We start from the raw sequence: 12,292 nt of genomic DNA on the forward strand, positions 1-12,292 counted from the left end.
CATGGACACCTTCCTGTGGGGCGCAGCGGTGTTCCTGTTGGCTGTGGCTTCGGTGTGCCTCTATCGAGCGTATACAGGGCCGACTGTGCTGGACCGCGTGCTGGCGGTGAACGTCATAGGCACCAAGACGATGGTTCTCCTGGTGATGCTCTCCTTCGTCTTCGGCAGGCCGCTGTACATCGACGTCGCACTCGTGTATGCGCTCTTGAACTTCGTGACCACTGTCGTCGCCACGCGGTACTTCGAGACGGGCGCGTTGAAGGGTGAGTGGCAGTGAGCATCGTCGACGCTGTGCGCTACGCCGTCTCGGTCGTGCTGATCTCGATTGGGGCGTTCTTCTTCTTCGTCGGCACGCTTGGTCTGCTGCGCTTCCCGGACTTCTACTCCAGGACGCACGGGGCGACCAAGTGCGACACGGTCGGGGCCGGCTCGATCCTCATCGGCCTGGCGTTGCTGCGTGGCCTTGCACCGGACGCCCTGAAGATCCTGGCCATCGCGGCGCTCGTCCTTCTCACCAGTCCGACTGCCGGGCATGCCCTCGCGCGGGCCGCGTACCGTACGGGCCTCAGGCCGTGGACGCGCCGCATCGATGGGGGTGAGCGTACGTGAGCGTGGAGATGAGCCGGCTGTTCGACCTCGGGCTGATGGTGCTGCTCGTGCTGTGCGCGCTCGCTGTCGTGCGGACGAAAGACCTGCTCGCCGCGGCGATCATCTTCTCGGCATACAGCCTCGTGATGTGTCTGGTCTGGGACCATCGCGGCGCGCCCGACGTGGCGATGACGGAGGCCGCGGTCGGCGCTGGCGTCACCACCGTCTTGTTCCTCTCGGCCGTCAGCAAGACGGTACGGAGAGAGAAGTGAAAAAGGCGCTGATCATAGCGTTGCTCGTGGTGGCGGCCATGCCCCTCCTTGCGGCGATGGCCCAGATGCCGCAGTTCGGTAGCGCACGGCAGCCCGCGTACACGCATGTCGCACGCCGATACCTGGAGCGGGGCGCCGAGGAAGCAGGCGCTGACAACATCGTCACGGGGGTGATCCTCAACTATCGCGGCTTCGACACGAACGGCGAGGTGACGGTGATCTTCACGGCGTGTGCGGCGGTGTGCGCGGTGCTCGCGTCGCAGCGGTCGAGCAAAGAGAAGGGAGCGAGCGGCGCTACGGTCCCGCTCAGTCCAGTCGTCGCGTACGTCGTACGGCTTCTGGCGCCGTTCATCGCACTGTTCGCTTTCTACGTGGTGCTGTTCGGAGAGAGCTCGCCTGGCGGCGGCTTCCAAGGAGGGACGATCTTTGCAGCGCTCGTCATCATCCTGTCCGTGGTGACGGGCCGCGAGGTTGCGGAGCGCATGCTTCCTGGCAGCGTGCGTCCGTGGCTCCAGATCGCAGGCCCCCTTTCGTTCATCGTCGTCGGCACGCTCGGTGCGATCCTGACAGGCGGGTACCTCGGCTTTCCGCAGACCTCCAAGAGCCTCACCACGGCCATGCTGATGGTCATCGAGTTCGGCATCGGTGTCGGTGGCGCGACCGTGTTCGCGACCATCTTCTGGCGGCTGGGTGATGAGCTGTGATCGCAACGCTGTGGGCGAACTTCGATTACGCCGTTTCGGTGCTGCTGTTCTTGATCGGGCTGTACTGCGTGATCGCCAAGAACAACCTGATCAAGAAGTTCATGGGCCTCAACATCATGGAGACCTCGGTATTCGCGTTCATCGTGGCGCTCGGCGTCGTCCGAGGCGGCAGCGCGCCCATCATGGGACCCGACGCGCGCCCGCCGTTCGTCAACCCGATCCCACAGGCGCTCATCCTCACAGGCATCGTGGTCGCTGTCAGCACGACCGCGCTTGCACTCGGCCTGATCGTGCGGGTCTGGCGGCAGTGCGGGACGATCGAGGCGAACGAACTGAGGGAGCTGGAGTAGATGTGGTGGCAGTGGCCGCACTGGCTCCCGCTCGCGGTCCTCGCACCGCTTGGGTTCGGCGTGACGACGCCTGCTGTCTCCAATGGTGATGTCCGGAAAGCGTGGAGATGGGCCGTCGCCGCGTCCGTGCTCACGACGTGTGTGACGCTCGCGCTCGTCGTGCGTGTTGCGCACGAAGGACCGTTCTCGTACGCGTTCAGTGGCTGGCAGCCGCCGTATGGCATCGAATTCCGGTTCGACGAAGTGGGCGCGTTCGCATTCGTCGTCGCGTTCCTCGGGATGCTCGCGGTCGTCTTCTCAGGACGCTATGCGGAGCATGCGCTGGATCCGTGCCGCGTTCCGTACTACTACGCCCTGTTGCTGCTGGACATCGCTGGCCTCATCGGATTCTCGGTGACCGGCGACATGTTCAACATGTACGTGTTCATGGAGATCATTTCGCTTTCTTCGTATGCGCTCGTGGCGGTGAGCGGTGAACGCATCGCTGAGATGGCGGCGTTCAAGTACCTCGTGCTCGGGGCGGTGTCGTCCCTGCTCGTTCTCTTCGGCATCGGGATGATCTACGGGATCACGGGCACACTCAACCTCGCCGACGCGGCTCGACTGCTTGGCTCCGTCGTGGCGCTGACGCCGGTCGCCGTGGCGATCGCTCTTATCGTCGCTGGGTTCATGGTGAAATCAGCGCTGTTCCCTCTCCATGTGTGGCTGCCCGACGCCCATGCGATTGCGCCGAGCCCGGTGAGCGCGATCCTGTCGGGTCTGGTCGTGAAGGTTGGGCTGCTCGGCACCTTCCGGTTCTACCAGGTCGTCTACCGGTCCGGCGCTGTCGACCTCGGGTCTTTGAACCAGCTGCTCGTGTGGCTCGGGGCCATCTCCATCGTCATGGGCGCGTTCTTCGCGATATTCCAAGACGACATCAAGATGATGCTCGCGTACTCGACCATCTCGAACGTCGGGTACATCGTCATGGGGATAGGGCTCGCGTCCCAGTACGCCGTGATCGGTGCGGCAGTCCACATCTTCAATCACGCCATCATCAAGTCTGCGCTGTTCTTGGCGGCCGGGGCGATCATCCACCAGACGGGGTACCGGCGTCTGAGCGATTTGCGGGGCGTCGGTCGCGGCATGCCGCTGACGGCGGCCGCGCTCTCGGTGGGCGCTGTCTCCATCGTCGGCATCCCGCCGACCGCGGGGTTCCTCTGCAAGTGGTACATCGCGCTCGGGGCGTTCGAGGCGGGCCGTCCGGCGTTCGGGTTCGCGCTCATCTTTGGCGCGCTTTTCATCTTCGTCTACTACATCCGGATGCTGAACGCGTTCTACTTCCAAGAGCCGGTGCACGCCGACGTCGTGCATGCAGGCGATCCGCCGTTTTCCATGCTGGTGCCGACCTGGATCCTCGCGGGGCTCTGTCTCGCGATGGGTCTTGCAGGCAAGGTGCCGCTCACGTTCATCGCACCGGCAGTCGGCCGACTGCTCGGTTCGGCGGGAGGGTGACATGGAGACCGTCGACGTCAGGGTCGTGCTGGCCCCGGCCATCTCATTCACGTGCGCGGGTCTAGTGTTCCTGATGGGTCGCAGCGTGTTCTGGCGGCGGTTCTGGAGCCTAGGCGCAGCGACGCTCAAGCTCGCGGTGGTCATGTCGATGCTGCCTGGGGCCCTTGCGGGCAAGACCTTCGTGTGGGATCTCATCGAGTTCACGCCAGGCATCGGCATAGCGTTCAGGGCAGACGCGCTCGGCATGTTCTTCGCGACGGTCTCTTCAGCGCTGTGGCTCGTCACCACCGTGTACGCCATCGGGTACATGGAGCCGGAGCAGGCCAAGGTGCGGTTCTTCGGCTTTTTCGCCTTGTGCGTGTCGACCACGGTCGGTGTGGCGTTCGCGGAGAACCTGCTCACGCTGTTCGTCTTCTACGAAACGCTCACCATCTGCACATATCCGCTCGTCATCCACGAGGAGACGCCGGAGGCGTTGCGTGCCGGCAGGAAATACCTTGCGTACACCTTGAGCGGTGGAGCCTGCATCCTTCTCGGCTCTGCCCTGACGTACCAGGTGGCGGGCACGCTCACGCTCTCTCGATCCGGCATACTGCCGGCCTCTGCAGACCCGCGCACTCTTGCCGTCCTGTTCGCGACGCTCATCGTTGGCTTCGGCGTGAAAGCGGCGATCATGCCGCTGCACGGTTGGCTGCCGACCGCCATGGTGGCTCCGACGCCGGTGAGCGCGCTCTTGCACGCAGTCGCGGTGGTCAAGGTGGGCGCGTTCGGTATCCTGCGCGTTGTCTACAACGTCTTCGGGATCGAGCTTCTGCGCTCGCTCGGGTTCACGGTGCCGCTCGCGTATCTGGCGGCGTTCACCATCGTCGTCGCCTCCGTTGTCGCGCTGTTCCAGGACAACCTCAAGCGCCGGTTGGCGTACTCGACGGTGAGCCAGCTCTCCTACATCGTCTTGGGGGCCTCGCTGCTGGCTCCGTCGGCGGCGTGCGCAGCGGTGGCGCACATCGCCAACCAGGCGTTCGCAAAGATCACGATGTTCTTCGTGGCCGGCGCGATCCAGCGCACCACGGGCAAGACGCAGGTCCACGAGCTCGCCGGGATCGGGCACGAGATGCCGCTGACGATGGCCGCCTTCACGGCCGCATCGCTGTCGTTCATCGGCGTGCCGCTGTTCGCGGGCTTCATCACGAAGTGGTACCTCTCGCTTGGGGCGCTCGAGTCAGGTATGTGGTGGTTCGCGATCGTGATGCTGGCGAGCTCGCTTCTCAACGCTGCGTACTGGCTGCCCATCGTCTACCTGGCTTTCTTCAAAGGATCGCCCGAGCGCAGGCCTGAGGTCCGTGAGGCGAGGCCGCTGCTTCTTGTGCCGACGCTCGTGTGCGCGGTGTGGGTGATCGTCCTCGGTACGACGAGCGACGTTCCCGGCATGCCGTTCGCGCTCGCACGGGCGGCCGTTGAGTTCGTGTTCAAGATGTAATCGGAGGACGAGATGGATGCGGGAGCTCATACGAGCTGGGTGGTGCCTGCGGCGGTCTTCGTTCCGTTGCTCGGTGGCTGCGCCGCGGGTGTTTCGGGAGCGTGGCCGAAGAGGCTGCGGTGCGGCGTGCTCTCAGCGGTGGCCGTGCTCTCGGTCGCTCTGACATCGTGGGTGCTCGTCCGCGTCTCGTCGGGCGTGACGTTGGAGGCCCACCTCGTCAAGATGACCCCGCAGATCTGGATCCATCTCAAGGTGGACGCTTTGGGGTCACTGTACGGAGTGCTGGCCGCCGTTCTGTGGCTGCTGGCGCTCGCGTACTCGTTCGGATACATGGCCGATGAGCACCGCCTGCCCCGGTACTACGCGTTCTTCCTGTTGAGCCTTGGCTGGACCGTCGGTGTGGCGTATTCGGGGAACCTGCTGACGTTCCTCGTCTTCTACGAGCTGTTCAGCATCCTCACCTACCCGCTTGTCGTGCACGAACAGACGCCGGAGGCGCTTGCTGCAGGCACCAAGTACATCGTGTACATACTCGTCGGCGGGAGCCTCGTGCTGCTCGCGATCGTATACACGTACTTCCTGGCGGGCGGCCAGGACATCGGTCGGCCGCTGCTCGACGCGGGGATGCCGCGGGCGCAGCTCCTCGCGGTCTTCTGGTGCTTCATTGCTGGCTTCGGCGTGAAGGCCGCGCTCGTTCCCTTGCACGGGTGGGTGCCCGACGCTCATCCGGCTGCACCTGCGCCGTTCTCCGCGGTCCTGTCAGGGATCATGGTCGCCACGGGAACGTTCGGCATCATGCGCGTTTTCTTCAACGTCTTCGGCGTCGAGCTCGTGCGCTCCCTTGGCGTCGGACGATGGGTGGCGTACGTGGCTGCGTTCACGGTCGTGTTCGCCGCTTTGCTCGCGATGAACCAAGACGACATCAAGCGGCGGCTCGCATACTCGACGATCTCGCAGATGGGTTACGTGGCGCTCGGCGTCGCGCTGTTGGATCCGCAGGCCACGACAGGCGCGATTGTGCACGTCGCGAACCACGCCTTCATGAAAGGCGCGCTGTTCTTCTGCGCGGGACTGTTCATCAAGCGTCTCGGCGTGCGGTCGGTGCGCGAGCTTGACGGTGCTGCCAAGCGGATGCCGGTGACCGCCGCCGTCCTGACGATCGCGTCGCTCGCGATGATCGGCACGCCGCCGCTCGCGGGATTCGTGAGCAAGTGGTACCTCGGTCTTGGGATCCTGCACTCAGGGCAGGTGGGGTACCTCGTCGTGCTGATTGGCGGCGCTCTTCTGGCTGGCGTATACCTGCTGCCCATCGCGTACCGCATGTACTTCAAAGAGCCGGGTCCGGCTCTGCCAGAGACGCTGCACGCAAAAGGGGGTTCCGGCGAAGCGCCGCTCACGATGCTTGCTCCGCTCGTCGCTGCTGCGCTCATCGTGATCCTGCTCGGCGTGTGCGCCGCATCGCCCTTCTTGCCAGCGGAGGTGGCCAAAGGCGCAGTCGAGGCGTTCTTCCGGTGAAAGCGGGCTGATGTGCACGAAGAGGCCGAGGCATACGTGAGCGTGCTTCCCGTTGCGGCCGTCGCACTGCCGCTTGTCGCGGCCGTGCTGGTTCCGCTGCTCGGGCGCGTGCGCGCCGCGTTGCGCAACGCCTTCGTCGTGGCAGCGGTCGGTGCCGACCTTCTCCTCGTTGCGGCGCTCGTGCCGCAGGTCGCCGAGCATCATCGTGTCACGGCCGCAGTCCTCCCGGCCTTCATGGGCGGCCTATGCTTCACGGTCGATTCGTTCTCGCTGCTGTTCGCTCTGTTCTCAGCGCTCGTATGGTTCGCATCGACCCTGTACGCGCTCGACTACCTCGCACACGAGCAGCATCACGATCGCTACCACATCACGAATCTCGTTGCCCTCGCTTCCATGCTCGGCGTCGTGATGGCAGGAGACCTCGTCACGCTCTACCTGTTCTTCGAGTCGCTCGGTCTGGTCGCGTTCTTGTTTGTGATCCATGCAGAGACCGACGAGGCGAAGCGTGCGGGCGTGAAGTACTTCTGGATGACCGTCGTCGGCGGGTTCGCGCTGTTCGGCGGCATCGTGGCGACGTTCGGTCTCGGGGGGAGCGGGACACTTGCGCCGCTTCCGGCGGGCGGCCCTGTCGCGCTCAAGTGGCTTGCCGCCGGGCTGCTCGTGCTCGGCTTCGGCGTCAAGGCCGGCATGCAGCCCGTGCACGTGTGGCTCCCGGACGCCCATCCTGTCGCGCCCTCACCAGCGAGCGCTCTGCTCTCAGGCGTCATGATCAAGGCCGGCGCGTACGGGATCTTCCGCACGGTGACGGCGCTGTTCAGACCGGAGGTCTCGGAGCACCTCGCGGAGCACGCCTGGGCCTTCAGCTCGGAGCTCGGGATGGTCGTCCTGTGGATCGGAATCTTCACGATGTTCACAGGGGTGTGCATGGCACTGCTGCAAAGCAACGCGAAGCGCATGCTCGCGTACCACTCGGTGTCGCAGATGGGATTCATCCTGGCAGGCATCGGCGCTGCCGGATACCTCGGCGCGCACGGCGCGATGGGTATCGCTGGCGGCCTGTTCCACGTATTGAACCACGCGCTGTTCAAGGCATGCCTGTTCTTGGGTGTCGGCGCCGTGTACTTCCGAACGCGCTCGCTGGACATGTACCGCCTCGGTGGGCTTGCGAAGCGGATGCCCTTCACGTTCGCATTCATGGCCGTGGCTGCTGCGGGAATCACGGGAGTTCCGCTGTTCAACGGGTTCGTGAGCAAGTGCATGATCCATCATGCCCTTGTCGAAGCGCACGACCTGCATCACCTCGCATCGCTCGGCTTCGCCGAGAAGGTGTACATCGTGACGTGCGGAGGCACGGCCTGCTCGTTCATCAAGCTTATCGGGCTCACGTTCCTCGGCCGGCCGAAGGTCGAGTACGGACCGGAGGTGCGAGAGGCTCCGCCGCGCATGCTGGTGGCGATGGGGGTCCTTGCCGCGGCGATCATCATGCTGGGCGTCCGGCCGCAGCTCGTCATCCGCGGCATCTTCGAGCCCGGACTGCACCTGTGGGGGCTGCACTTCGGCGTGTTGGAAGAGTATCTGGCCGAGTACTTCTTGCGGTGGGGCGACATCTCGTCGGTGCTGGTGGCGTTCGCCATCGGTGCGAGCGTGTTCACGGTCGGGATGAAGACGGGCTTGTTCCATGCACACCTTCCGCGTTGGCTGTCCATCGACTGGTGGTACCTGCAAACGGTGTCAGCGCTGGGCCGCGGCATCGAGCGGATCGGCCGGACGTACGATGCCTGGCTGCGCGGCGTGTCTGACGCGTTGTGCCAGGTCCGGGACGTGTACGATTGCTCGCGGTCGCGTGTGGAGCGGTGGTATCGCAGGGCGGTAGCGGTCATGACCACCGGTGTGACCGAGAGGCTTGCGCAGCGCGCGATTGCCCGCGCTGAAGTCGCCCTGGAAGTCGAGCGGCACGAAGAGGTCCGCCAGGCCGTGGACAGGGCCGTGAGGCTCTTGAGCTCGGCCGGTGTGACGGACGAGGGCGAGTGGCGGGACGCGATCGAAGCCGTTCGCGAATCAGCAAGCTACATCGCGCAGCGACTGTTCGCTATCAGGCTTGCGGTAGTCCAAGACGCTGTGCGTCAGGGCCACGCGCGTGAGGTCTTGGAGCACATCGATGGTCTCGTCGCCGATACGGCTGCGACGCGAGAGCACGTCGCGGCAGCGGCCTTCGCAGCTGCCGCCGACAGGCGTGGAGGCCGGGACGTCGTGCGGCGTCTGGCCGCCGCAGCGAACGCCGCGGCAAGCGAGGAGCGGTTCGATCTCAAGGTGAAGGCCGCGATTCGAGGCCGTCCGGTCGCTGCGGAGCACCTCGCAGCGAGGGCAGAGGAAGCGCCAGCAGCGGCGGCGCGGAGCGCGCGGGAGGCATTCGAGGGCGGCAGCTCGTGGTCGCGGCGCACGTCCGTCTCGTGGAGCAGGTGGCTGCTCGACATGCTCAGGCTGGGCGTGGATGCGATGACGCGGGAACGGGCGGGCAGGGTGTTCGACACGTCGAGCAGCGAGGAGAGCGTGCTGTTCACGAGGCGTGCGATCACGCGCTATGCTCGCGACATGAGCTTCAATGTCGCCGTGATCGTCGGAGTCCTGCTGCTGTTCGTTGCGGCCGTCATGCAGCGACGCTGAGCGCCTATCGCACCGGCGATATCGGCTCGTCTGATGCGAGCAGCGGCTGTATCTCTACGGGCACAGCCGCTGCGGCGCGGTCGATCGCGCGGGCCTCGAACATGCCGAGCAGCGCCGCGACGGCGGTGAACATGCCGCCTGCGATGAGGGTCTGCTGCACGCCGATCGCGGCGGCCACGGCAGGCGCGAACGCGAGCGGCACGAGCTCGCCGGCCTGGCGGTGCACCTGGGCGGTTCCCGTCACGCGCCCGACGAGACCGTGCGGGGTGTCCCGGTGCAGGAGCGTCCGAAGCAACGGCTCCAGCAGGCCGACGATCGTCCCCCACGCGAACGACCCGAGCGCGATCACGCGCAGGTCGGCGGTGCCGACGTACATGACGCTGCCGGCGCCGGTGAGCGCGACGGCGGCAGCGAGGCCGCGCGCCGAGATGATCGAGCGGGGGAGGCTCCTGAGCAGCGTTGCGCCAGCGAGGATCCCGATTCCGAAGATTGCGTTCATGTACCCGATGGTCTCCACGCCGGTCTTCACGACATCGCGGTAGAACAGCGGCTCGAGCGCGCCGAATGCTCCGAAGCCGAGCCACGTCACAGTGCCTGCGAGCACGTAGAACCGGATCGACCGCATGCCGTACGCGAGGCGCACGCCCTCTTTGATCTCACGCAGCGCGCCGCGGCTTTCCCGCTGCTGTCTCGGCCCGTCGATCCGGGTGCGGGAGAACAGCGCGACGGCGACCAGCGAGGTGAGCGCGTCGAACACGAACACGCTGTCGACGCCAAGCCCGCGTGAGACGAACGCGCCGATCACCGGTCCGGTGATGAACGCCGCAGAGCCGGCTGTCTCCAGAAGCGAGTTCATACGCGGCAGCTCCGCTCGATTCCCGACGAGGTACGGCGCAAGCGAGGCGCCAGCCGTTTGGATGGGCGAGCCCGCGAGTCCCCACAACGCGACGAGCGGCACGAGCATCGCGATGGAGTCGGCGGCCGCCACAGCCAAGGCGACGGGCACGAACAGCGCTTCGGCGCCCATGATGACGCGCTTTGGGCCGTAGCGGTCCACGAGCACGCCGCCGATGACGCTGCCTGCGATCGACGCGGCGCTCAAGCAGAACATGACGAGCGCGAGCTGCCGCGGCGTTGCGTGGAGCGAGAACGCCGCCTTGCCCCACACGCCGATGAAGAACGCGGCCTCGCTGCCGGCGCGCGATATGAAGCGCGCTGCGAGCGCGCGTCTGATGTCGGTTCTGGATGCCATCGGTCGCCCGTCTTCGATATGCAGACAAGCGCCCATGGTATACGAAAGCGCTAGGTCTGTCCGGCGGTGGGTCACGGCGCGACGTTCGCGCGGCGGCGGGACCTGGCGCCCCATACCTGCCTGCGGCGCCTGGCTCCACACCCCTCGCACCTGGAAGCGGTTGGGTGTACGCTCGTTCAAGTCACGAGGGAGGCGATCGCATGGCAGGCGTCATCGAGTGCGTGGGACTCACGAAGTACTACGGCACGACGCGCGGCGTCGAAGACCTGACGCTGGAGGTTCCGCAGGGCTCCGTGTACGGGTTCCTCGGTCCGAACGGCGCCGGCAAGACCACGACCATCCGGTGCCTGCTCGGCATCTTGCGGCCGACCGCAGGCGAAGCGCGTCTGCTCGGTCAGCGCGTGGTGCTCGACGGAGCGCGGCTGCGCGCGCGGGTGGGGTACGTGCCCGGCGAGCTCCACCTGTTCGAGAAGGAGACCGGCCGCTGGCACATCGACTACGTCTCCGGTCTGAGGAAGGCCCCGCCGACGGCTGCCGCGGAGCTCGTCGAGCGGCTCGGTTTCGACCCGTCGCGCAAGGTCAAGGAGCTCTCGAAGGGCAACAAGCAGAAGCTCGCGCTCGTGCTCGGCCTGATGCACTCGCCGGAGGTGCTCATCTTGGACGAGCCCACCTCGGGGCTCGACCCGCTCAACCAAGAGACGGTGTTCGAGATCATCGAGGAGCGCGTGAAAGACGGCGCGACGGTGTTCCTGTCGAGCCACGTGCTGTCTGAGGTCGAGCGGGTGTGCGACCGCGTCGGCATCATCCGCGACGGGAGGCTCGCTGCCGAGGAGGGCGTCCGGGACCTGCTCGAGAAGCGCCTGCGGGAGCTCACGGTGACATTCGCGGAGCCCGTGGATCCGGGGTTCTTCGACGGCGTCGAGGGGCTGATGCGGCTCGAGCAGCGCGGTCCGGCCATCTTCAATGCGCGCGTGAAGGGCGACCACTTGGACGAGGTCGTCAAGCGGCTTGCGACCGCGCGCCTCGCCGACTTGAGCATCCAGCACGCCAGCCTCGAAGAGGTCTTCATGGAGTTCTACCGCGGCGATGAGGGCGTCCGCAGTTCGGACGCAAGCGGAGCCGAAGGGGGTGCGGACGCATGAGCCTCACCGTGATCCGTGCGTCGTTGTGGCAGCGTCGTACGGCGCTTCTGTGGTACGTCGCCGGGCTTGCCTTCTACTCGTGGCTGATGGTCTGGTACTGGCCGAACCTCGGCGGCGAGCAGTACCAGCAGCTCGTCGAGAGCCTGCCTCCGGAGATGCTGAAGATGTTCGGCGGCACGGTGGCGTCGTTCGGGACGATCGGCGGGTTCTTCCAGGTGGAGTACCTCGGCCTGATGTGGATGCTCATCGTGCTCTCCGCAGCGTTCGTGTACGCGTCGCGCGCGTTCGCCGGCGAGATCGCCGACGGCACGATGGAGCTCACGCTCGCTCAGCCGGTCTCCCGCGTGACGCTCGCCGTGAGCCGGATCGTCGGCCTGGTCGTCATCTCGCTCGTGCTCTCGCTGGCGACGTTCGGGTCGATCCAGCTCTTCGGGCCTGCGTACGGCGTGAAGCTGGCCGCCGAGTCGCTGTGGCAGCTTGTCGCGATCGGCGCGCTGTTCGTGCTTGCCGGGGGCGGGGTGTGCATGCTCATCAGCGCGTGCGTCCGCGGCGGCGGCAAGGCCGGCGGCATCGCCGCAGGGCTGTTCGCGCTGATGTGGGCGAGCGACATCGTGTCGAACGTCTCGCATCTCGCAGACTTCTTCGGCCCAGTGAACCTCGTGAGCGCTTGGCAGCCAGGCGTCGTCATGGACGGAGGGACCGTCGAGCCGTCGACCTGGTGGCTGTACGGGGCGGTGGCGGCAGCGTCGCTCGCGGCGAGCGTCGTGGTGTTCTCGCGCAGGGACGCCGCCTAGCCCGCCAGCCGCGTCAAGAGGTCAGGCCGCTGCGACGAAG

12 protein-coding genes are annotated in these 12,292 nt (G+C 66.1%); 11 read left to right on the forward strand and 1 reads right to left on the reverse strand.

From position 1 onward, the window contains the following. Position 1: 1 nt before the first annotated feature. Genes MX659_RS03425 through MX659_RS03465 form a run of 9 tightly spaced genes read left to right on the forward strand, consistent with a single transcriptional unit; the run spans position 2 to position 9,064 of the window. The gene (locus tag MX659_RS03425; protein ID WP_267192069.1) at positions 2–277 is read left to right on the forward strand and encodes a monovalent cation/H+ antiporter complex subunit F; all 276 of its coding nucleotides are present in this window, start codon (positions 2–4) and stop codon (positions 275–277) included. Beyond that, a complete protein-coding gene (gene mnhG / locus MX659_RS03430) occupies positions 274–609 on the forward strand; it encodes a monovalent cation/H(+) antiporter subunit G (protein ID WP_267192070.1) in 336 nt (111 codons plus the stop codon). Before MX659_RS03425 ends, mnhG begins: the two co-directional genes overlap by 4 nt. Next, entirely contained in the window at positions 606–860 is a 255-nt protein-coding gene (locus MX659_RS03435) for a Na(+)/H(+) antiporter subunit B (protein WP_323745455.1), read from the forward strand. The genes mnhG and MX659_RS03435 overlap by 4 nt, the downstream gene beginning before the upstream one ends. Next, entirely contained in the window at positions 857–1,564 is a 708-nt protein-coding gene (mbhE, locus tag MX659_RS03440; RefSeq protein WP_267192071.1) for a hydrogen gas-evolving membrane-bound hydrogenase subunit E, read from the forward strand. The genes MX659_RS03435 and mbhE overlap by 4 nt, the downstream gene beginning before the upstream one ends. After that, a complete protein-coding gene (locus tag MX659_RS03445) occupies positions 1,561–1,914 on the forward strand; it encodes a cation:proton antiporter subunit C (protein WP_267192072.1) in 354 nt (117 codons plus the stop codon). Before mbhE ends, MX659_RS03445 begins: the two co-directional genes overlap by 4 nt. Then, complete coding sequence (locus MX659_RS03450; RefSeq protein WP_267192073.1) at positions 1,915–3,408, forward strand: complex I subunit 5 family protein; 1,494 nt, start codon at positions 1,915–1,917, stop codon at positions 3,406–3,408. A 1-nt stretch (position 3,409) separates the two neighbouring features. Beyond that, positions 3,410–4,885 (forward strand): monovalent cation/H+ antiporter subunit D family protein, encoded by a 1,476-nt coding sequence (locus tag MX659_RS03455; protein WP_267192074.1) that lies wholly within the window; start codon positions 3,410–3,412, stop codon positions 4,883–4,885. A 12-nt stretch (positions 4,886–4,897) separates the two neighbouring features. Further along, positions 4,898–6,400, forward strand: coding sequence for a complex I subunit 5 family protein (locus tag MX659_RS03460; protein ID WP_267192075.1), 1,503 nt, complete (start codon positions 4,898–4,900; stop codon positions 6,398–6,400). 36 nt (positions 6,401–6,436) lie between these two features. Further along, positions 6,437–9,064, forward strand: coding sequence for a complex I subunit 5 family protein (locus MX659_RS03465; RefSeq protein ID WP_267192076.1), 2,628 nt, complete (start codon positions 6,437–6,439; stop codon positions 9,062–9,064). Positions 9,065–9,068: 4 nt separating this feature from the next. Here the strand turns inward: MX659_RS03465 and MX659_RS03470 are convergent, their stop codons facing one another. After that, entirely contained in the window at positions 9,069–10,430 is a 1,362-nt protein-coding gene (locus MX659_RS03470) for an MFS transporter (RefSeq protein ID WP_407674467.1), read from the reverse strand. Positions 10,431–10,516: 86 nt separating this feature from the next. On the opposite strand from MX659_RS03470, the gene MX659_RS03475 reads away from it, so the two are divergent. Continuing rightward, positions 10,517–11,458 (forward strand): ABC transporter ATP-binding protein, encoded by a 942-nt coding sequence (locus MX659_RS03475; protein WP_267192078.1) that lies wholly within the window; start codon positions 10,517–10,519, stop codon positions 11,456–11,458. Further along, a complete protein-coding gene (locus MX659_RS03480; RefSeq protein WP_267192079.1) occupies positions 11,455–12,252 on the forward strand; it encodes an ABC transporter permease subunit in 798 nt (265 codons plus the stop codon). The genes MX659_RS03475 and MX659_RS03480 overlap by 4 nt, the downstream gene beginning before the upstream one ends. The last annotated feature ends 40 nt before the right edge of the window (positions 12,253–12,292 follow it).

The sequence above is a fragment of the Parvivirga hydrogeniphila genome (assembly GCF_023371205.1).
Taxonomy (GTDB): Bacteria; Actinomycetota; Coriobacteriia; order Anaerosomatales; family Anaerosomataceae; genus Parvivirga; species Parvivirga hydrogeniphila.